Raw genomic sequence first — 19,189 nt, 5'->3', positions numbered from 1 at the left:
CTCCCCGCATGATCCGCTCCCAGCGCTGGAAGGGTGCCGCCTTCACGGTGCCCTTCCAGCTCGGCTTCGTCTTCCTGTACCTCGTCCCGATCGGCTACGCCGTCTACCAGTCCCTGTTCCTGGAACAGCAGTCCGGACTCGGCCTCGGCGGCGCGACGGAGAAGTTCGTCGGCCTGGACAACTACCAGCACGGCCTGACCGATTCGGCGTTCATGAACTCCGTCCTGCGGGTGTTCCTGTTCGCTTGTGTCCAGATCCCGTTGATGCTCGCCACCAGCCTGTTGCTCGCCCTGATGCTGGACGCGCTCACCACACGGGCGGCCGGCCGGTTCCGGATCCTGCTGCTGGTCCCGTACATGATCCCCGGGGTGGTCGCCGCCATCGTGTGGATCAACCTCTACAGCCCCGCTGTGGGCCCGCTGACACCGCTGGGCGATTTCTTCGGGTTCCACTGGAACTTCTTCGCCCCCTCGATGGTCTGGCCGTCCATCGGCAACCTGCTCACCTGGCACGGCATCGGCTACAACATGGTGATCATCTACTCGGCACTCCAGGGCGTGCCCCGCGACCTGTTCGAGGCCGCACGGCTGGACGGGGCCTCCGAGGTGCGCATCGCGCGGAGCATCAAGATCCCGTACGTGCGCGGAGCCCTGGTGCTGACCGGCCTGCTGTCCATCATCCAGATGCTGCAGATCTTCAACGAGCCCGCCCTGTTCAGAAACGTCACGCCGCAGACCGTCGACGACAGCTTCACCCCGATCATGATCATCTACAACCAGGCGTTCAACGCGGGCAACTACCACTACGCCGCGGCCCTGTCGGTGCTGCTCGCCCTCATCCTCGGCGTCGCCTCCTTCCTCTTCTACCGGTTCACTTCGAAGGAGGTCGACTGATCATGCTGACGGAACAGCGGAGCGAAAACAGCACCGCGCGGCCCCCCGCGCGCCCCGTCCGGCGCCTCACCCGCCCCGACGGCGCCTCCCGCGGACGGGGTGGCCAGCGCTTCCTCCTGGTCGGTCTGATCCTGGCCAGCGCCTACAGCCTCTTCCCGGTGTGGTGGCTGATCGTCGCCGCCACCAAGGACCGGACGGGGCTGTACCAGAGCAACGGCCTGTGGTTCTCCGGCATGCACCTGTGGGACAACCTGCATCAGCTGTTCACCTACGAGAACGGCATCTTCCTGCGCTGGACCGCCAACTCCTTCCTGTACGCGGGGGTCGGCTCCCTCGGCGGCACCCTCATCGCCCTCGCCACCGGATACGGCCTGGCCCGCTTCGAGTTCCCCGGGCGCGGTGTGGTCTTCGCCTGTGTCGTGGGCTCCTTCCTGATCCCGCTCGCCCTGCTCACCCTCCCGCTGTACCTGCTGTTCTCGAAGATCGGGCTGGTCGACACCCCGTGGGCGATGCTCATCCCGTGTCTGATCAACCCGTTCAGCGTGTACCTGGCCAAGGTCTACACCGAGGCCACGATCCCCTTCGAACTCCTGGAGGCGGCCCGCCTGGACGGCGCCGGGGAGCTGCGGATCTTCTTCAGCATCGTGCTGCGGATGATGACCACGGGCGGCGCCACCGTGTTCCTGCTCGCCTTCGTGAACACCTGGAACGCGTTCTTCCTCCCGCTGACCGTGCTGCGAGGCGAGGACAACTGGACCCTCAACATCGGCCTGTACAACTGGACCGGCAAGCGGCTGGAGTCCGGCGTCGACCTGACGAGCCTCGTCCTGACCGGCGCGCTGCTGTCCATCGTGCCGATGGCGATCATGATGACCGCGATGCGCCGCTACTGGCGTACCGGCGTCACCCTGGGAGCCCTCAAATGACCGGACCCCGGACCGTGGCGCGCAACCCCGTCATCCGCGGCTTCGCCCCGGACCCCTCACTGGTCCGGGTCGGCGAGTGGTACTACGTGGCCACCAGCTCGTTCGAGTGGTTCCCCACCATCCCCGTCCACCGGTCCCGGGACCTGGCGCGCTGGGAGTACGCGGGGCATGTGCGGGGTGCGGTCCCGGGGGAATCGCTGGCCGGGGTTCCCGACTCGGGCGGCATCTGGGCGCCGTCGCTGAGCTGGGACGGCGAGCGGTTCTGGCTTGTCTACTCGATCGTGCGCTCGGTGGGCACCGCCTACTTCGACCTGGACACCTACGTCACCACGGCCACCGACGTCAGCGGGAAGTGGACGACGGCGCGCCGGATCGCGAGCCATGGCTTCGACCCCGCCCTCTTCCACCACGAGGGACGCCTGTGGCTGCTCAACATGCAGAGCGACCACCGTCCGGGGGGACGGCGTTTCGCCGGGATCGTCCTGACCGAGCTCGACCGCGACACGCTCGCCCCGGTCGGCGAGACGCGTCTGCTGCTCCAGCACGACCGGCTCATCGAGGGCCCCAAGCTGCTGATGCGGGAGGGCTGGTACTACCTCGTGCTCGCGGAGGGCGGAACGGGATTCGAGCACGGGGTCCTGGTGGCCCGCAGCCGTGCCCTCACCGGGCCGTACGAGCTCGACAGCCTGCCCCTGCTGACGACACGGGACGATCCTGAAGCGCCGTTGCAGAAGGCCGGGCACGCGGAGCTGGTCGAGACGCCGGAAGGCGAGTGGTTCCTGAGCCATCTGACGGCCCGTCCGCTGCGGACCGCGGACGGCCCGCGTTGTACCCTCGGCCGTGAGACCGCGATCCAGGCCGTGACCTGGGACGCCGACGGCTGGCCCCGGCTGCGCCAGGGGGGCCGGCACCCCGCGGTCGAGGTCGACGTGCCCGCCCGTCCCGGTACCCGGCCGTCGTCGCCCGCCGCTGAGGCCCCCGCCCTGGCCTGGCCATGGAGCACGCTGCGCGAGTACGTGGATCCCTCCTGGGCCGACACCACCGCCCGCCCCGGCTGGATCCGGCTGCGCGGCCGTCAGGGCCCCGAGTCGCTGTGGTCCCAGAGCCTGCTCGCCCAACGCGTCACCGAACACCGGGCGGAGGCCGAGGTCACCGTCGAGGCTTCCCCCCGCACCTTCACCCAGGCCGCCGGCCTGGTGCTCTGGTACAACACGGAGTCCTATCTCACGCTCGACCTCACCTGGGCCGAGCCCGCGGGCGAGCCACAGCGCGGCCAGCAGTGGCAGGGCACCGGCCGTACCGTGCTCAGCCTCCAGGAACGGGATCCCGAGGGTCCCCGACAAGTGACCGCCCCGGTCGACGTCGACGCGGGAGCCCCGGTCACCCTGGGCGTGCGCATCGACGGCGCCGACGCGCGGTTCTGGTTCCTTCGGGACGGGAAACGCACGCCGATCGGACCACCGCTCGACTTCAGCCGGCTGTCCGACGACTACGGATCCCGGCTGCGTTTCACCGGCGCGTTCGCCGGCATCCGCGCCCATGATCTCGTCGACGCCGCCTTCACCGCGGACTTCACCGGCTTCCGGCTCAGGTGCACTCCCGAGTGACCTTCCGTCAGCGTTCGATGTTTCGAAAGTTTTGACCAGCGCGATCCTGCGAATACCAGCCTCTTCACGCCCCCATGTGGGCTGGCTTAATGTAGGAAGCGCTTACCATACGTCGCTCGGTTGCCTGTGCGCCAGCAGCGCGACGCGAAACTTTCGATGGCCCTCGGGCGGGCCGGAGAGGCGGTCCTCGATGGCCAGTACCGGGAGCGGGAGCACGACGGCCGGCCCCACTTTGGCGGTCGTCGCCCGCGAGGCCGGGGTGTCCGTGCCCACGGCTTCGAAGGTCGTCAACGGCCGGGAGGACGTGGCCCCGGAGACCCGCCGCCGGGTCACCGAGGCTCTCGACCGCCTCGGCTATGTGCGCCGACCCCGCTTCGAGGCATCGAAGGCACCCGGCCTGGTCGACCTCGTGGTGCACTCGCTGGAGAGCTCCTGGTCGGGTGCGGTGCTGCACGGTGTGGAGGGCGCGGCGCACGAGGCGGGCCTGGAGGTGGTGGTCTCGGCGGGGCTGACCCGGACGAGGGACGGGCGCCCCGAGCCGGGCTGGCTGGACAAGCTCACCACCCGCGGTTCGTCAGGGGTGTTGTTCAACCTGGCCGAGCTGACACCGTCGCAGTACGCCTGGCTCGACCAGCGCCGCATCCCGTTCGTGATGATCGATCCGGTCCACGAACCGCCGCCGGGCGTCGTGTCGGTGGGCGCGGCGAACTGGCAGGGCGGACTGCTTGCGACGGAACACCTGCTGTCCCTGGGCCATGAGCGCATCGCCGTCATCGGCGGCTACCGCCGCAAGATGTGCAGCAGCGCCCGGGTCGCCGGCTACCGCTCGGCCCTCGCCTCGGCCGGCCTGCGGCACCGCCCCGAGTACATCCGCTACGGCAACTTCGACGAGACGGCCGCCCACCATCTCATGCGGGATCTCCTCGACCTCCCCGAACCGCCCACCGCCGTCTTCGTCTGCTCCGACAAGATGGCGCTGGGCGCCTACCAGGCCCTGGCCGAACGGAAGTTGAGCGTCCCGGACGACATCAGCGTGGTCGGTTTCGACGATCTTCCCGAGTCGCGCTGGGCCACCCCGGCGCTCACCACCGTGCGCCAGCCGCTCTCCGAGATGGCCGCGACGGCGGTGCGTCTGCTCGTACGGCTGAGGGCGGGCGATCAACCGGAGGGCACGCGAACGGAGTTGTCGACCCGGCTGGTGGAACGGGCCAGTACGGGACCGGTACCGGGCTCTTAGCGTGCGGCCGCCCAGGTGATCCCGCCGAGCAGATGCGCACGGAAGTCCGGGTCCTCGTACGCCTCCGAGGCATGCCCGAGTGCTGTGTAGAAGACCCTGCCCGAACCCTGCTCCCGGCACCACACCAGAGGATGGTCCTGGCCCATTCCCCCACCCTCGTACGAGGATTCGTCGGCGAAGGCGAGGACCCGCACCGAACCACGGGGGCCGGCTCGGAAGTCGTACCACTCGTCAGTGAACTCCCAGACGGGAGGCAGGTGTCGAGTCGCCGGATGGTCGCGGTCCTCGACGACGGCCTTGCCCGGCTGGTACTCCGGATGCCGGTCGAAGCGTGCGCCGAGCAGCTCGCCGTAGTACGGCCAGTCGTACTCGGTGCAGGCCGCCGCGTGCACCCCGACGAACCCGCCGCCGCCCTCGACGTACGCCGCGAGCCGGGTCCGTCCCTCCGGGGTCAGAACGTCCCCGCTGGTGGAGAGGAAGACGACCGCCGCGTAGGGGTCGAGGGGCGTCTCGAACGCGCCCGGGTCCTCGGTGGCGTCGACGCTGAAGCCGTGAGTCGCGCCCAGGGAGCGTACGGCGGCGACGGCGGCCGGGATGGAGTCGTGCCGGTAGGCGGTGGTACGGGTGTAGACGAGAACGCGGGTGGTCATGGGCGCGAGCCTATGCGGGCGGTGGAGTGCGCCCCAACGGGACGACAGCCCCGAAAATTTCGGTTTCACCCCCGCCGCCGCTATCCCTCCCGTCCTCTCGGGGCCGCGCCCCGGACCCCTGGGAGGAGCTTGGGCCCTCGGAGGGACTCTGTCCGATTCGTTCAAGACCCGCTTCGCGCGCCCTGCCTACGGTGTCCCCATGACTCCACGATTCGCCGTGATCGGCCTGGTCGCCTCCGACATGGCCGCCACGCTCGCCTTCTACCGCCGCCTCGGGCTCGTCTTCCCCGAGGGCGCCGAGGACCAGCCGCACGTCGAGGCCGAACTGTCCGGCGTGCTGCGGCTGGCGATCGACACCGAGGACACGATCCGGTCGTTCCACCCGGGGTGGCGACCACCGGCCGACGGGGGCGGCCGGGTCTCGCTCGCCTTCGGCTGTGACAGTCCCGCGCAGGTCGACTCCGTCTACGAGGACCTGGTCGGCGCCGGGTACCACGGCGAGCTCAAGCCGTGGGACGCCTTCTGGGGGATGCGGTACGCGATCGTGCACGACCCGGACGGCAATGGCGTCGACCTGTTCGCGCCGCTACCCGCGCCCGAGTAGCTCCCCCAGCGGCATGCCCGCCAACTCCCGTACGTCCCGGGCCAGATGAGCCTGGTCGGCGAAGCCGGAGCGGGCCGCCGTCGCCGCGAAGGGGACCCCTGCGCGGGCGAGGGCGAGCGCCCGTTGCAGGCGCAGGACGCGGGCGAGGGTCTTGGGGCCGTAGCCGAATGCGGTCAGTGAGCGGCGGTGCAACTGGCGTGCGCTCAGGCCGAGCCGGTCTGCCGTCGCCGCGATCGACCGGCCCGCGTCCAGGGCCGTCACGACCTCCCGCAGCAGCGGGTCGGGGGGATCGGTGACAGCCGCCAGGTCCAGTGCCACCTGCTCCAGCGCGGTCGCCGGGTCGGCGGCCGCGGCGACCCGCGCGGTGCGGCGCCGGACCTCCGAGGCCGGCCACAGGTCCGCCAAGTCGACGCGCAGGTCGCGCAGTTCATGGGCGGGTACGCCGAGGAACGTCGGCCCGGTGCCGGGGTAGAAACGGACGCCCGCCCAGGGCCCGGCCGCGCCCTCGGGGGCGTACGCCCGGGTGTCGGGCCCGGCGACGGACAGTCGCCCCTCGTGCCAGAGCAGGTCCATACAGCCGTCGGGAAGCACGGACCCCACCGTGGAACAGGACGTTCCACGGGACCACACGACGGCGCCCGCCAACCGGGAAGGCCGCTCCACGTACATGCACGACAGGCTACGCCGCCCGCGTCCGGTGCTCCTGCGGGCTCACCCCGTACACCCGTTTGAAGGCGCTGGACAGGGCGAACGCGCTGCCGTAGCCGACGTGGCGGGCGATCGCCTCAAGGGTGTCGTCCGTCTCGCGCAGCCGGTCGGCGGCCAGGGCGAGGCGCCAGCCGGTGAGGTACGTCATCGGGGGCTCGCCCACGAGTTCGCTGAAGCGGCGGGCCAGCGCGGCCCGGGACACCCCGGCCTTCGCGGCGAGCGTCGCCACCGTCCAGGGGTGTGCCGGGTCGTCCTGGACGAACCGCAGCACCCTGCCGACGACGGGGTCCGCGAGCGCCCGGTACCAGGCGGGGGCGGCGGCGTCCGCACGGGAGAACCAGGCGCGCAGCGCGGCGATCATGAGGAGGTCGAGGAGCCGGTCCAGGACCACCTCCTGGCCGGGCTCGTCACGGACGATCTCCTCGGTGAGGATCGCGGTGAGCGGGCAGTCCCAGACGTCCTGGGTGAGGGAGAGCAGCGGCGGCAGGGCGTCGAGCAGTCTGCCGTTGATCTCGCCCCGCATCATGTAGGTCCCGATCAGCAGCACCGTGGAGCCGTCGAGCCGGTCGCCCCAGGTGCGGACGTCCAGGTCCCACTGGCCCTTCAGGGACCGCCCGTCGGGGTAGGTGCACTCGCCGCCCGGCAGGATCACCGCCTGCGGCGGGGTCCCCGGTTCGTCCGCGCACGTGTACGGGTCAGGGCCGCGGGCGATCGCGAGGTCACCGGCCCGCAGGAACACGCGCTCCCCCGTGTCCGGCACGACCCAGGCCTCGCCGCGCACCACGAGCATGATCGTGAGGGGGGCGCGGTCCTCGACGCGCACGCACCAGGGCGGGTCGAAGCACGCACGGATCATGAAGGCGCCGCGTGCCCGGGGGCCCTCCAGCAGACCGGCGAGTGCGTCCATGGCGTCAGCGTAGACGTCCCTGGGGAAGGGACGTAGACGTCCGCTTATGGGAATGAGTCCCTCGGCGATGGGAGCCCTGCGCGAGCGGCGATTCACTGGCGGTATGACGCAGAACAGGGCACGAGAAGAGCACGTACGGGACATGACGGTGCTGGTGACGGGCGCCACGGGGCGTACCGGCCGGCGGGTGGCCGAGGCCGCGCGGGCGGCGGGGCTGAGCGTGCGGGCCGCGTCCCGTGCGGCGGGGTTCGACTGGACGGACCGGTCGACGTGGGCGGACACCCTGCGGGGCGCCGACGCGGCGTATCTCGTCCACCCCACGGACGTCGGCTCACCCGACGCGGCCGAGATGGTCGGGGGTCTGGCACGGGAGGCGGTCGGGCTGGGGGTGCGGCGGCTGGTGCTGCTGTCCTCGCGGGGTGAGGAGCGGGCGCGGCCGGCCGAGGAGGCGCTGCGGGCGTCGGGCGCCGACTGGACGGTCGTACGGGCCGCGTGGTTCGCGCAGAACTTCAGCGAGGGGCCGTTGGTGGAGGGGCTGCTCCGCGGGGAGCTGGTCTTTCCCGCCGGTGAGGTGCGGGAGCCGTTCATCGATGTGCGGGACATCGCGGACGTCGTGGTGGCCGTGCTCACGGGGGGCGACCGGTATGCCGGGCAGGAGCTCGCCGTCTCCGGGCCCCGGCTGCTGAGTTTCCGGGAGGCGGTGGGGGAGATCGCGGCGGCGACGGGGGGTGAGCTGACGTATCTCCCGGTGACGGCGCGCCAGTACGGCGATCAGCTGGCCGGGTTCGGGGTGCCGGCGGAGGAGGCCGAGTTCCTCGTCGAGCTCTTCGAGAGCCTGCTCGACGGGCGTAACTCCTACCTGTCGCAGGGCGTGCGGGAGGTTCTGGGGCGGGAGCCGCGGGACTTCGCGGAATTCGCCCGGGAGGCGGCGGGCGCGGGGGCCTGGAAGGGGTGATGCTCCGCCCGCAACGTGCTATTCGTCGGCGCAGTGGTCGTCGTCGTTGCTCTTGCGGTGGTGGTGGGTGCTCTTGACGTGGGTGCGGAGGCGGGAGGTCACGTCCTCCGGGGGGAGGAAGCGGGACCAGCGTTCCGGGAACTCGGAGGGCATGTCCGGGTCGTCGGGGTCGGGGTCGGCGGCGCGGTGGGCGGCGGCGCGGGCCACGTACTCGGCGGCCTGCTCCTGACGCAGGCGCTCGTTCGCGGCGCGGGCCGCGGCCGTGGCGGCGGCGGGCCAGACCCGGTCGATGGCCGCGTTGACGGCGGCGCCGACGAGGACGGCGAACGCGGACACACCGATCCACAGCAGGACGGCCACGGGGGCGGCGAGTGAGCCGTAGATCGTCGGGCCCTCGACCGTGCTGGTCAGGTAGATACGGAGCAGGAAGCTGCCGAAGACCCACATGGCGAGGGCGACCAGGGCGCCGGGCACGTCCTCCACCCAGGGTGAGCGGACGGGCACGGACACGTGGTACAGCGTGGTCAGGAACACGACCGAGAGCACGATGACGACAGGCCAGTACAGGACCTGTACGAGCGTCGCCGACCACGGCACGATCTGCACCACCGCGTCCGGGCCCGCGACCATCAGCGGCAGCGCGATCGAGCCGATCAGCAGCGCCACGATGAACAGCAGGAACGACATCACGCGGGTCGCCACGATCCCCCGGGTGCCGTCGAGGCCGTACATCACGGTGATGGTGTCGACGAAGACGTTCACCGCGCGTGAGCCCGACCACAGGGCGAAGAGGAAGCCGAGGGAGATGATGTCGGGCCTGCCGCCCTTCATCACGTCGTGAAGGATCGGTTCGGCGATCTGGTGGACGCCCTTGTCCGTGAGGACCGTGCGGGAGGCCTCCATGATGTTGGATTCCAGGCTCGCGATCGAGTGCGCGCCGGTCCAGTCGTCCACGTACCCGAGCAGCCCGATGAGGCTCAGCAGTAGGGGCGGCACGGACAGGAGTGTGAAGAAGGCGGCCTCGGCCGCCAGCCCCAGGATCCGGTACTCCATGCAGGAGTTGATGGTGTCCTTGAGCAGCAGCCAGGCGGTCCTTCGCTTCGACACGTCCCTGTACAGCGCGCGAGCGCGGTGAAAGCGGCCCACGGGAGACCGTTCAGGTGTTTCTTTTGCCTGGTGCACGTCCTTACCGTATCCGTATGGCAGCCAGCACCCACACCGTGACCAACCAGGCTCCGCCCCTGGTCGGATATGACGTCTTTGCCGCCGACCGGGCCCTCGTGGAGGCGGTCGAGCGGCACCTGGATCCAGGACTTCTCGACGAGACACGCGAGGAGCTGTCGCTGCTCGGGCGTACGACGGGCTCCGCGCAGGTGCAGGAGTGGGGGGTGCTGGCCAACGAGAATCCGCCGAAGCTGCGCACCCACGACCGCTACGGCAACCGCGTCGACGAGGTCGATTTCCATCCCGCCTGGCACCGACTGCTCGGCAAGGGGGTCTCTGCGGGGCTGACGGCGGCCTGGAGCCGTCCCGGCGGTCACCTCAGGCGCGCGGCCGGCTTCGTCGTGTGGTCGCAGGCCGAGGCGGGCCACGGCTGCCCGCTGTCGATGACCCACGCGGCGGTGCCCGCCCTGCGCACCGACCCGGCCCTCGCCGCCCTCTGGGAACCACTGCTCACGTCCACCGTCTACGACCAGGGGCTGCGGCCCGCCTCCCAGAAGGCCGGTGTGCTCTTCGGGATGGGCATGACGGAGAAGCAGGGCGGCAGTGACGTACGGGCGAACAGGACCGAGGCGCGGCCGCTCGCCGAGGACGGGACCTACGAGCTGACCGGGCACAAGTGGTTCTGTTCGGCACCGATGTCGGACGGGTTCCTGGTGCTGGCGCAGGCGCCGGGCGGGCTCACCTGTTTTCTGGTGCCGAGGGTGCTGGAGGACGGGACCCACAACGTGTTCCGCATCCAGCGGCTCAAGGACAAGCTCGGCAACAAGTCGAACGCGTCGAGCGAGGTCGAGTTCGACGGGACCTGGGCGCGCCGGGTCGGGGACGAGGGGCGCGGGGTGCGCACCATCATCGAGATGGTCGCGGTGACCCGGCTGGACTGTGTGCTCGGCGCCGCCGCCGTCATGCGGCAGGCCGTGGCGCAGGCCGTGCACCACTGCACCTACCGGGAGGCCTTCGGCGGCAAGCTGATCGACAAGCCGCTGATGCGCAATGTGCTGGCGGACCTGGCGCTGGAGTCGGAGGCGGCGACGACGCTGGCGATGCGTCTGGCGGCGGCGTACGACGACGGCGGCGAGGACGAGCGGGCCTTCCTGCGGCTCGCGGTGCCGGCCGCCAAGTACTGGGTGACCAAGCGCTGCACCCCGGTGGCGGTGGAGGCACTGGAGTGCCTGGGCGGCAACGGGTACGTCGAGGAGTCCGGCATGCCGAGGCTGCTGCGCGAGTCGCCGCTCAACTCCATCTGGGAGGGAGCGGGCAATGTGCAGGCCCTCGACCTGCTGCGCGCGATCCAGCGGGAGCCGCAGGCGCTGAACGCGTTCCTGCAGGAGGTGGGCCGGGCCCGCGGCGCCGACCACCGGCTCGACGGCGCGATCAAGAACCTGCTGGGCGAACTCGCCGACCTGGACGGTATCGAGGGCCGCGGGCGCAGGCTCGCGGAGCGTGTCGCGCTGGTGCTGCAGGGGTCGCTGCTGGTGCAGTACGCGCCGCCGGAGGTCGCCGACGCGTTCTGCGCCTCACGGCTGGGCGGCGACTGGGGCTCGGCCTTCGGCACGCTGCCGCACAGTCTCGATCTGGCCACGGTGGTGGAACGGGCCCGACCGGTTTCCTGAGCCGTGTCCTGAGCCGGTCTCCGTACCGGGCGCGGGGGTGGTGCTGCGCCGACACGGCACCACCCCCGCTCTCTGGCCCCGTTGTGAGGAGCGCGAACGCCGCACGGGCGGCGTTGCTCAAGTTTCCGACCCCGTACGGCTGTTCGCCAGGGTTGCAGGGGGTTGCAACTTTTCCGGCCTCTGTGGCCGGACTGTGTCCCTCCGTCGGCGCCGAGCGGCACTATGAGAACAGCAGTCAGTACGGGCCCGGGCGACCGTGGCCGAAAAGGGCCGGGCAGTGGCGGGCCACAGGTGTCCCGAACCCGTCGGTCCGTCCGTCCGGGAAGGATGGGGGAGGATTCCGTGGCGCACTCGCCGATCGACGTGACGCGGCTCGCCGCCCTGGACGCCGCCCAGGCGGCCCGTGTCCTGCGCGAGGTGCGCGACGCCACGCTCTCCGGACAGCCCGCCCGCCTCGCGCCACGCCCGGTGATCGAGCAGTCCTGGGAGCGCATGCTGCGCGGCGGAGTCGACCCCGACCACGACTTCCGGGCCGGGCTACTGGTCCGTGACGAGGTCGAGCGGCGGCGCCAGACCTCACAGCTGCGGCACGTCCTGCCGGTCCTGCGCGAGGGCCTGCTCTCGGTCGCGGACGTCGCGCACCACATCATGGTGGTCGCGGACGCGGAGGGCCGGGTGCTGTGGCGGGAGGGCAGCGCGTCCGTGCTGCGCAAGGCCGACGGGTTCGGCTTCGAACTCGGGGCGGACTGGCGCGAGGGCGTGGTCGGTACGAACGGTGTGGGCACCCCGCTGGTCGCCCGGCGCCCCGTCCAGGTCTTCTCCGCCGAGCACTTCGTGCGTACCCACCACTCGTGGACCTGCTCCGGCGCCCCGATCACCGACCCGCGCGATGGCAGTCTGATCGGCGTCGTGGACGTGAGCGGGCCGCTGGACACCCTGCATCCGGCAACGCTCGCCCTGGTCGGCTCGGTGGCCAAACTCGCCGAGGCGCGCCTGCGCGAGCTGCACCTGACCTCGCTGGAGGGGCTGCGCGCGGTGGCGGCGCCGGTGCTCGCCCGGCTCGGCGGGCGCGCCCTCGCCGTGGACCAGGACGGCTGGACGGCCGCGGTCACCGGGATGCCGTACACCGGACGGCTCGCGCTGCCCAAGGCGCTCGCTCCCGGGCGGAGCCGGCTGCCGACGCTCGGGCTGTGCGTGGTGGAGCCGCTGCCCGGCGGCTGGCTGCTGCGGGCCGCCGACCAGCCGGGGCCCCGGGGCGCCGCGCGGATCGTCCTGGACCTGGCGCACCCGCGCCGCTCCTCGGTGACCGTCTCGTCCGAAGCGGGCTCCTGGTGCCACGAACTGAGCCCCCGGCATGCCGAGTTGCTGTACCTGCTGGCCGTCCGGCCCGCCGGGCGCAGCGCCTCGGGGCTCGCCGACGACCTGTTCGACGACCCCGGTCGTACGGTGACGGTGCGGGCCGAGATGTCGCGCGTACGGCGGTATCTCGGGGCCTTCCTGGAACACCGGCCGTATCGATTCTGCGAGACCGCGGAGGTCGAGTTGGTGCTCCCGGAGGACCCCCGGGACCTGCTCCCCCACTCGACGGCGCCGGCGGTGCGCAGGGCGCGGAAACCCGGGCCCCCTTGTACCGCACCAGGGCCCGACGCATCACCCGACCGGCCGAATATGCCCCCTGCGAGAGGCAAGGAGCGTATTTCGGGACCGTCTTCCGGGGTCCTTGACCAGGCGCGTGGCTCTCTGACGTAGCATCCCTCCACAGGCCACCCCACCTGTCTCTCCGTCAACGTTCTGATCATGAGAGGCAGTTGGCCTTCCTCGGGAGGACGCATGAAGCACCGCGGCAGGCACCGTCGCAGGCGAAGGGGACAGGCGCTGCGCGCCGCCCTGGCCGGAACCGCCCTCGCGCTCACCGCGGCCGCCACGCTGATCAGCACCTCCCAGGCCACGGGCAGCAACAGTCCGGGCGCGCTGACCCCGCTCACCTCGGCCGCCGAGACCAGCAGGCTCCAACTGCACGAGAACCTGGTCGCCGGGGACACTCTCAGCACGCTCAGCCGGAACATGGGCGGGAACGTCGGGGTCGCCGGCGTGTTGGCGAGCGCCGACCACACGATGCGCGACGAGGCCGACTGCTCCGGGACCGAGCGGGCCGCGCTGCCGCTCGAACCGGTCGCCACCCGCGCGTACTGCTGGGCCTCGGACGACGCGCGGACCCGGCAGTGGGCGCCCGCCTCCGTCACCACCTCCGGTGACGCCGACCAGGACGGCCGGTGGGGCGACCGGCGGGTCGTCCTGGCGGGCTGGAACCACGACGACCGGGCCGCGGGCGCCTCCGCCACCGACCGGGGTCTGGCCCGGGTCGCCTTCATCGACGCGAGCGACCCGGCGGCGCTCAGGTACCGCTGGGTGCTGCTGGTCGCGCCGCGCGACGGCGGCAGGGACTTCGGCGCGGTCCGTTCCCGGCTGGGCGGCATGGTCTGGTACCAGGGCAAGCTGATCGTCACCGCGCAGAACGGCGCGGGGCAGGACGACTCCCTGCTCGTCTTCGACCTGCACCACCTCCTGAAGGCGGGCGTGGACAGCGGGACGATCGGCAAGGTGCGGGGCGGCTACTCCGCGCACGGCTACCGGTACGTGCTGCCGGCCATCGGCTCGTACAGCCCGGCGGGCGGCACGTGCGGCTCGGGCGAGGCCCGGGCGAACCCCTGTTTCGGTTCCCTGTCGCTGGACCGCACCTCGACGCCGGACAGCCTGGTCGCCACCGAGGCCGCACCGGCCGACGGCACGGAGCGGACCCGGATCTGGCGGTACTCGTACAGCACCGTCGCCGACCGGGCGGGGTTGCTCGCCAGCGACTCCCTGGGGCGGGTCGACGCACGCGAGGCCTACACGACCAAGGCCGCCGGGCTGTCCGGTGTCCTCTCCTACACGCCGGCCGGGGCGCGCAGGGCCGACTGGTACGTCGGCCACACGCCCGCCAGCGGTGGCCGGCACGGCACGCTGTGGCGCCAGAGCGGGCACACCGCCGAGGCGGTGCAGTGCACCGGGGACCGGTCCTACGCCTGCTGGGGTCAGCACACCGCGTCCCTGTCCTACTGGCAGGAGACCGGCGAACTGTGGAGCCTCACCGGCGCCGACCCGGACACGACACCGGAGCGCGTCCTGTACGCGGTCCCTTTGACCGCGGTGAACAAGTCCCTGGGGTAGAGGCCCCGGGGGTCTTCGCCCCCGCCGCCCCTACCCGTCCCATCCCCAGGGGCTCCGCCCCTTCGCCCCCGCCAGGGGCTACGCCCCCGGACCCCCGTTCGGCCCGAACAGCCTCGTCCTCGGACGCCGGACGGGCTGGGAGTCTTCAGGGGCGCGGGGAACTACGCGAACGGCCCCACCGGGCGGCAGCCGAAGAACGTCGGGCGTGCGGGAGATCCGGGGCGCAGCCCCGGCCCCAGGGGCGCGGGGAACTGCGCGACCAGCCCCCGCCGGGCCCGCAGCCGAAGAACACATCCCAGCGTCCGGCGACGCCGCCCCGCTTTGGAGCGCGGCGCGGCCCCGTGGTTCCCTGGCCTCCATGAGCAACGTCACTGTGACCACCTGGTCCCTGGAGCAGACCGCGTCGAGCGACCTGCTCCCCGCGATCACGCCCGACGGCGACGTCCGGATCGTGCGCTCCGAAGTCCCCTCGCCCGAGTTCAACCGCTTCCTGTACGCCTCCGTGGGCGGAGACATCCGCTGGACCGACCGCCTGAGCTGGACGTACGCGCAGTGGCAGGAGGTCCTGAACCGCCCCGGCGTGGAGACCTGGGTCGCCTACGACCGGGGAACACCCGCGGGCTATGTCGAGCTGGACCCGCAGGACGACGGCGTGGTCGAGGTCATGTACTTCGGGCTGATACCCGCCTTCCGGGGCCGCAGGATCGGCGGACACCTGCTCTCGTACGGGGTGGCGCGCGCCTGGGACCTGGCGGAGCGCTGGCCGGAGCGGCCCGAGACGAAGCGTGTCTGGCTGCATACATGCAGCAAGGACGGGGAGCACGCGATGGACAACTATCTGCGCCGCGGCTTCAAGCTCTTCGACACCAAGGTGGAGGAGGAGGCGGAGGTCGCCGCTCCCGGGCCCTGGCCTGGCGCACGAGCGATCTGACCCGCCACGGGCCGGCCCTCGGCCCGCCATCGGGCGGTCACCTGGCCGCCTGGTCGTCCATTCCTGCCCAGCCGTGTGACCGACAACACCTCCATCTCGCCATTCGGGACATGGGTGTCCACATGATGGATAACGGTGGACTGGCCCGAGATCCGCGTGACACGCTTCCGTCATGTCTGGAACTGGAATTGCCTTGGTGAGTCGGCGGCACGTCGACCTCGGCCGCATGTCCAGCGCCATCTGTCCGGCGAGCTGACAGCCCCGGCCCAGCCGACATTCTCCCTTTTGCCTCCCTCTGCGCAATGACGCGCGCGTACTTTCCGTATGCGCCCATATGCGCAGTTGAGAGCCGCTCTCCTTCCTGTCCCGCAGTCCCGAAGGACGTATCAACCATGGCCGCCACCCCGCAGAATCCCGCCGCCGCGCCCCGCCGCAAGGTGAGTCGTCACCGCGGCGAGGGTCAGTGGGCCGTGGGTCACTTCACCCCGCTCAACGGAAACGAACAGTTCAAGAAGGACGACGACGGTCTCAATGTGCGGACACGCATTGAGACGATCTACTCGAAGCGCGGCTTCGACTCGATCGACCCCAACGACCTTCGTGGACGTATGCGCTGGTGGGGGCTGTACACCCAGCGCAAGCCCGGGATCGACGGCGGCAAGACGGCGATCCTGGAGCCGGAGGAGCTGGACGACAAGTACTTCATGCTGCGCGTCCGCATCGACGGCGGCCGGCTGACCACCGACCAGCTGCGCGTCATCGGCGAGATCTCGCAGGAGTTCGCGCGCGGCACCGCCGACCTCACCGACCGCCAGAACGTGCAGTACCACTGGATCCGTATCGAGGACGTCCCCGAGATCTGGAACCGGCTCGAAGCCGTCGGGCTGTCCACCACCGAGGCCTGCGGTGACACGCCCCGCGTCATCCTCGGCTCGCCCGTCGCCGGCATCGCCGAGGACGAGATCATCGACGGCTCCCCGGCCATCGACGAGATCCACCGCCGGATCATCGGCAACAAGGACTTCTCGAACCTGCCCCGCAAGTTCAAGTCCGCGATCTCCGGCTCGCCGCTGCTCGACGTGGCGCACGAGATCAACGACGTCGCCTTCGTCGGCGTGAACCACCCGGAGCACGGCCCCGGCTTCGACCTCTGGGTCGGCGGCGGCCTCTCCACCAACCCGAAGATCGGCCAGCGCCTCGGCGCCTGGGTCCCGCTGGACGAGGTCCCGGACGTCTACGAGGGCGTCATCTCGATCTTCCGCGACTACGGCTACCGGCGCCTGCGCACCCGCGCCCGTCTGAAGTTCCTGGTCGCCGACTGGGGCGTGGAGAAGTTCCGCCAGATCCTGGAGGACGAGTACCTCGAGCGGAAGCTCGTCGACGGCCCGGCCCCCGAGCAGCCGGTCGCCCGCTGGCGCGACCACGTCGGTGTGCACCGCCAGCAGGACGGCCGCTTCTACGTCGGCTTCGCGCCGCGCGTCGGCCGCGTGGACGGCACCACCCTCACAAAGATCGCCGAGCTGGCCGCGGCACACGGCTCGGGCCGGCTGCGCACCACCGTCGAGCAGAAGATGATCGTGCTCGACGTGACGGAGGACCAGATCGACTCGCTGGTGGAGGGCCTCGAAGCCCTCGACCTGACCGTCAGGCCCTCCACCTTCCGGCGCGGCACGATGGCCTGCACCGGCATCGAGTACTGCAAGCTCGCGATCGTCGAGACCAAGGCGCGCGGTGCTTCCCTGATCGACGAACTCGAGCGCCGCATCCCCGAGTTCGAAGAACCCATCACCATCAACATCAACGGCTGCCCGAACGCCTGCGCCCGTATCCAGGTCGCGGACATCGGTCTCAAGGGCCAGCTGGTCCTGAACGACCAGGGCGAGCAGGTCGAGGGCTTCCAGGTGCACCTGGGCGGCGCGCTCGGCCTGGAGGCCGGCTTCGGCCGCAAGGTCCGTGGTCTGAAGGTCACCTCGGACGAGCTGCCCGACTACATCGAGCGGGTCCTCACACGCTTCCAGGCGGAGCGCGAGGACGACGAGCGCTTCGCCACCTGGGCCGCCCGTGCGAGCGAGGAGTCGCTGTCATGAGCGAGCGAGCGGCTCCCTTCTACTGCCCCTACTGCGGCGACGAAGACCTCCGTCCGAGCGAGCAGGGCCACGGCGCGTGGGAATGCGCGGCGTGCAACCGAGCCTTCCAGTTGAAGTTCCTCGGGCTGCTCGCCCGTGGGGTTCAGCGCAACGAAGGCGGAGGGGACGAAATATGACGACGGTTCAGAAAGACCAGGAAGACCAGGAAGACCGGGAAGACCGTACGGCCGAGGACCTGAAGCGCCTCGCCGAGCAGGCGGGGCGCGACCTCGAGGACGCCTCGGCCCTGGAGATCCTCCAGTGGGCCGTCGAGACCTTCGGCAAGGCGTTCTGCGTGACCTCCTCCATGGAGGACGCGGTCGTCGCCCACCTCGCCTCCCGCGCTCAGCCGGGCGACAGCCCAGTCGACGTGGTCTTCCTCGACACCGGCTACCACTTCCCCGAGACCATCGGCACCCGGGACGCGGTCGAGGCCGTGATGGACGTCAACGTCATCACCCTCACCCCGCGCCAGACCGTCGCCGAGCAGGACGCCGAGTACGGCCCCAAGCTGCACGACCGCGACCCCGACCTGTGCTGCGCCCTGCGTAAGGTCAAGCCCCTGGAAGAGGGCCTGACCAGGTACGACGCCTGGGCGACCGGACTGCGCCGCGACGAGTCCCCGACCCGGGCGAACACCCCGGTCGTCGGCTGGGACGAGAAGCGGCAGAAGGTCAAGATCTCGCCGATCGCCCGCTGGACGCAGGACGACGTGGACGCGTACGTCGCGGAGCACGGCGTCCTCACCAACCCGCTGCTGATGGACGGCTACGCCTCCGTCGGCTGCGCGCCCTGCACCCGCCGTGTGCTGGAGGGCGAGGACGCCCGCGCCGGCCGCTGGGCGGGACGGTCCAAGACCGAGTGCGGGCTGCACGGATGACCACGACCACCCAGATCTCCCAGGAGCAGCAAGTGACGACCGGAGCCACCATCTGGCTCACGGGTCTGCCGAGCGCCGGCAAGACCACCATCGCGTACGAGCTGGCCGGCCGGCTGCGCGACGAGGGCCACCGTGTCGAGGTGCTCGACGGCGACGAGATCCGCGAGTTCCTCTCGTCCGGCCTCGGCTTCTCGCGCGAGGACCGCGACACGAACGTGCAGCGGATCGGTTTCCTCGCCGAGCTGCTCTCCCGCAACGGCGTCAAGGCGCTCGTCCCGGTGATCGCGCCGTACGCCGACAGCCGCGAGGCGGTCCGGGGGCGTCACCAGACCGGCGGCACCCCGTACCTGGAGGTGCACGTGGCGACGCCGGTCGAGGTCTGCTCCGTGCGCGATGTGAAGGGGCTGTACGCCAAGCAGGCCGCGGGGGAGATCTCGGGGCTGACCGGCGTCGACGACCCGTACGAGGAGCCCACGTCGCCCGATCTGCGCATCGAGTCGCACACCCAGTCCGTGCAGGAGTCCGCGGCCGCGCTCCATGCGCTGCTCACCGAAAGGGGTCTCGCATGACGACCGTCGCCAGTGTCTCCGAGGAGACGGACAGCAGCCCGTACGCGCTCTCGCACCTGGATGCCCTGGAGTCGGAGGCCGTCCACATCTTCCGTGAGGTCGCGGGCGAGTTCGAACGGCCGGTGATCCTCTTCTCCGGCGGCAAGGACTCC

Annotated in this window: 19 protein-coding genes and 1 pseudogene; 16 read left to right on the top strand and 4 right to left on the bottom strand. The window is 71.1% G+C overall.

Going from position 1 to position 19,189, the window contains the following annotated elements; all coding sequences use genetic code 11:
* Positions 1 to 8 precede the first annotated feature (8 nt).
* From ACIRA5_RS49410 to ACIRA5_RS49395, 4 genes are all read left to right on the top strand, one after another.
* Entirely contained in the window at positions 9 to 893 is an 885-nt protein-coding gene (locus tag ACIRA5_RS49410) for a carbohydrate ABC transporter permease (RefSeq protein ID WP_403704015.1), read from the top strand.
* Positions 894 to 895: 2 nt separating this feature from the next.
* On the top strand, positions 896 to 1,819 hold the full coding sequence (locus ACIRA5_RS49405; protein WP_403704012.1) for a carbohydrate ABC transporter permease: 924 nt from the start codon (positions 896 to 898) through the stop codon (positions 1,817 to 1,819).
* Positions 1,816 to 3,426 carry a family 43 glycosylhydrolase gene (locus ACIRA5_RS49400; RefSeq protein WP_403704009.1) on the top strand — a complete coding sequence of 537 codons (1,611 nt, stop codon included), beginning with the start codon at positions 1,816 to 1,818 and terminating at the stop codon, positions 3,424 to 3,426. Before ACIRA5_RS49405 ends, ACIRA5_RS49400 begins: the two co-directional genes overlap by 4 nt.
* A 190-nt stretch (positions 3,427 to 3,616) precedes the next feature.
* Positions 3,617 to 4,663 carry a LacI family DNA-binding transcriptional regulator gene (locus ACIRA5_RS49395; protein ID WP_403704006.1) on the top strand — a complete coding sequence of 349 codons (1,047 nt, stop codon included), beginning with the start codon at positions 3,617 to 3,619 and terminating at the stop codon, positions 4,661 to 4,663.
* On the opposite strand, the gene ACIRA5_RS49390 is transcribed toward ACIRA5_RS49395, so the two are convergent.
* Positions 4,660 to 5,313, bottom strand: coding sequence for a ThuA domain-containing protein (locus ACIRA5_RS49390; protein ID WP_403704004.1), 654 nt, complete (start codon positions 5,311 to 5,313; stop codon positions 4,660 to 4,662). The genes ACIRA5_RS49395 and ACIRA5_RS49390 overlap by 4 nt on opposite strands.
* Before the next feature lie 199 nt (positions 5,314 to 5,512).
* On the opposite strand from ACIRA5_RS49390, the gene ACIRA5_RS49385 reads away from it, so the two are divergent.
* Positions 5,513 to 5,917, top strand: coding sequence for a VOC family protein (locus ACIRA5_RS49385; protein WP_403704001.1), 405 nt, complete (start codon positions 5,513 to 5,515; stop codon positions 5,915 to 5,917).
* Here ACIRA5_RS49385 and ACIRA5_RS49380 read toward each other — a convergent pair.
* Complete coding sequence (locus tag ACIRA5_RS49380) at positions 5,900 to 6,586, bottom strand: helix-turn-helix domain-containing protein (RefSeq protein ID WP_403703998.1); 687 nt, start codon at positions 6,584 to 6,586, stop codon at positions 5,900 to 5,902. The two genes, ACIRA5_RS49385 and ACIRA5_RS49380, sit on opposite strands and share 18 nt — an antisense overlap.
* A 10-nt stretch (positions 6,587 to 6,596) precedes the next feature.
* Positions 6,597 to 7,532 carry an AraC family transcriptional regulator gene (locus tag ACIRA5_RS49375; RefSeq protein ID WP_403703995.1) on the bottom strand — a complete coding sequence of 312 codons (936 nt, stop codon included), beginning with the start codon at positions 7,530 to 7,532 and terminating at the stop codon, positions 6,597 to 6,599.
* Positions 7,533 to 7,635: 103 nt separating this feature from the next.
* Here ACIRA5_RS49375 and ACIRA5_RS49370 point away from each other — a divergent pair, with 103 nt between their 5' ends.
* Entirely contained in the window at positions 7,636 to 8,487 is an 852-nt protein-coding gene (locus tag ACIRA5_RS49370; protein ID WP_403703993.1) for an NAD(P)H-binding protein, read from the top strand.
* A gap of 18 nt (positions 8,488 to 8,505) precedes the next feature.
* Here ACIRA5_RS49370 and ACIRA5_RS49365 read toward each other — a convergent pair whose 3' ends face one another.
* Positions 8,506 to 9,669 (bottom strand): YihY/virulence factor BrkB family protein, encoded by a 1,164-nt coding sequence (locus tag ACIRA5_RS49365; protein WP_403703990.1) that lies wholly within the window; start codon positions 9,667 to 9,669, stop codon positions 8,506 to 8,508.
* A 17-nt stretch (positions 9,670 to 9,686) separates the two neighbouring features.
* Between ACIRA5_RS49365 and ACIRA5_RS49360 the strand changes: the two genes are divergently transcribed.
* The 10 genes and pseudogenes from ACIRA5_RS49360 to ACIRA5_RS49315 all read left to right on the top strand — a co-directional run.
* Positions 9,687 to 11,321, top strand: a complete 1,635-nt coding sequence (locus ACIRA5_RS49360; protein ID WP_403703987.1) for an acyl-CoA dehydrogenase family protein — start codon at positions 9,687 to 9,689, stop codon at positions 11,319 to 11,321.
* Positions 11,322 to 11,663: 342 nt separating this feature from the next.
* A complete protein-coding gene (locus ACIRA5_RS49355; RefSeq protein ID WP_403703984.1) occupies positions 11,664 to 13,070 on the top strand; it encodes a GAF domain-containing protein in 1,407 nt (468 codons plus the stop codon).
* A gap of 81 nt (positions 13,071 to 13,151) precedes the next feature.
* The gene (locus ACIRA5_RS49350) at positions 13,152 to 14,531 is read left to right on the top strand and encodes a hypothetical protein (RefSeq protein ID WP_403703981.1); all 1,380 of its coding nucleotides are present in this window, start codon (positions 13,152 to 13,154) and stop codon (positions 14,529 to 14,531) included.
* Positions 14,532 to 14,889: 358 nt separating this feature from the next.
* The gene (locus tag ACIRA5_RS49345; protein ID WP_403703978.1) at positions 14,890 to 15,462 is read left to right on the top strand and encodes a GNAT family N-acetyltransferase; all 573 of its coding nucleotides are present in this window, start codon (positions 14,890 to 14,892) and stop codon (positions 15,460 to 15,462) included.
* A 172-nt stretch (positions 15,463 to 15,634) separates the two neighbouring features.
* Positions 15,635 to 15,718: a putative leader peptide gene (locus tag ACIRA5_RS49340; protein WP_309486338.1), complete on the top strand. Its 84-nt coding sequence runs from the start codon at positions 15,635 to 15,637 to the stop codon at positions 15,716 to 15,718.
* A 136-nt stretch (positions 15,719 to 15,854) separates the two neighbouring features.
* The gene (locus tag ACIRA5_RS49335; RefSeq protein WP_403703975.1) at positions 15,855 to 17,549 is read left to right on the top strand and encodes a nitrite/sulfite reductase; all 1,695 of its coding nucleotides are present in this window, start codon (positions 15,855 to 15,857) and stop codon (positions 17,547 to 17,549) included.
* Entirely contained in the window at positions 17,546 to 17,725 is a 180-nt protein-coding gene (locus ACIRA5_RS49330) for a hypothetical protein (protein WP_079090235.1), read from the top strand. The genes ACIRA5_RS49335 and ACIRA5_RS49330 overlap by 4 nt, the downstream gene beginning before the upstream one ends.
* On the top strand, positions 17,722 to 18,468 hold the full coding sequence (locus ACIRA5_RS49325) for a phosphoadenylyl-sulfate reductase (RefSeq protein WP_403703972.1): 747 nt from the start codon (positions 17,722 to 17,724) through the stop codon (positions 18,466 to 18,468). The genes ACIRA5_RS49330 and ACIRA5_RS49325 overlap by 4 nt, the downstream gene beginning before the upstream one ends.
* The gene (cysC, locus tag ACIRA5_RS49320; RefSeq protein ID WP_403703970.1) at positions 18,465 to 19,037 is read left to right on the top strand and encodes an adenylyl-sulfate kinase; all 573 of its coding nucleotides are present in this window, start codon (positions 18,465 to 18,467) and stop codon (positions 19,035 to 19,037) included. The genes ACIRA5_RS49325 and cysC overlap by 4 nt, the downstream gene beginning before the upstream one ends.
* A pseudogene (locus ACIRA5_RS49315) lies at positions 19,034 to 19,189 on the top strand (sulfate adenylyltransferase small subunit); the annotation flags it as partial. The gene cysC and the pseudogene ACIRA5_RS49315, both read left to right, overlap by 4 nt.

Origin of the sequence: Streptomyces sp. NPDC096311 (assembly GCF_044763085.1) — a bacterium.
Classification (GTDB): domain Bacteria; phylum Actinomycetota; class Actinomycetes; order Streptomycetales; family Streptomycetaceae; genus Streptomyces.
This window is presented reverse-complemented; position numbering and strand designations above follow the sequence as displayed.

Coding starts and splice junctions, on each gene's coding strand:
- ACIRA5_RS49375 (WP_403703995.1), bottom strand. CDS start 7,532: ATGGACGCACTCGCCGGTCTGCTGGAGGGCCCCCGGGCACGCGGCGCC.
- ACIRA5_RS49325 (WP_403703972.1), top strand. CDS start 17,722: ATGACGACGGTTCAGAAAGACCAGGAAGACCAGGAAGACCGGGAAGAC.
- ACIRA5_RS49360 (WP_403703987.1), top strand. CDS start 9,687: ATGGCAGCCAGCACCCACACCGTGACCAACCAGGCTCCGCCCCTGGTC.
- ACIRA5_RS49405 (WP_403704012.1), top strand. CDS start 896: ATGCTGACGGAACAGCGGAGCGAAAACAGCACCGCGCGGCCCCCCGCG.
- ACIRA5_RS49380 (WP_403703998.1), bottom strand. CDS start 6,586: ATGTACGTGGAGCGGCCTTCCCGGTTGGCGGGCGCCGTCGTGTGGTCC.
- ACIRA5_RS49390 (WP_403704004.1), bottom strand. CDS start 5,313: ATGACCACCCGCGTTCTCGTCTACACCCGTACCACCGCCTACCGGCAC.
- ACIRA5_RS49400 (WP_403704009.1), top strand. CDS start 1,816: ATGACCGGACCCCGGACCGTGGCGCGCAACCCCGTCATCCGCGGCTTC.
- ACIRA5_RS49395 (WP_403704006.1), top strand. CDS start 3,617: ATGGCCAGTACCGGGAGCGGGAGCACGACGGCCGGCCCCACTTTGGCG.
- ACIRA5_RS49370 (WP_403703993.1), top strand. CDS start 7,636: ATGACGCAGAACAGGGCACGAGAAGAGCACGTACGGGACATGACGGTG.
- cysC (WP_403703970.1), top strand. CDS start 18,465: ATGACCACGACCACCCAGATCTCCCAGGAGCAGCAAGTGACGACCGGA.
- ACIRA5_RS49350 (WP_403703981.1), top strand. CDS start 13,152: ATGAAGCACCGCGGCAGGCACCGTCGCAGGCGAAGGGGACAGGCGCTG.
- ACIRA5_RS49410 (WP_403704015.1), top strand. CDS start 9: ATGATCCGCTCCCAGCGCTGGAAGGGTGCCGCCTTCACGGTGCCCTTC.
- ACIRA5_RS49335 (WP_403703975.1), top strand. CDS start 15,855: ATGGCCGCCACCCCGCAGAATCCCGCCGCCGCGCCCCGCCGCAAGGTG.
- ACIRA5_RS49385 (WP_403704001.1), top strand. CDS start 5,513: ATGACTCCACGATTCGCCGTGATCGGCCTGGTCGCCTCCGACATGGCC.
- ACIRA5_RS49340 (WP_309486338.1), top strand. CDS start 15,635: ATGTCTGGAACTGGAATTGCCTTGGTGAGTCGGCGGCACGTCGACCTC.
- ACIRA5_RS49330 (WP_079090235.1), top strand. CDS start 17,546: ATGAGCGAGCGAGCGGCTCCCTTCTACTGCCCCTACTGCGGCGACGAA.
- ACIRA5_RS49345 (WP_403703978.1), top strand. CDS start 14,890: ATGAGCAACGTCACTGTGACCACCTGGTCCCTGGAGCAGACCGCGTCG.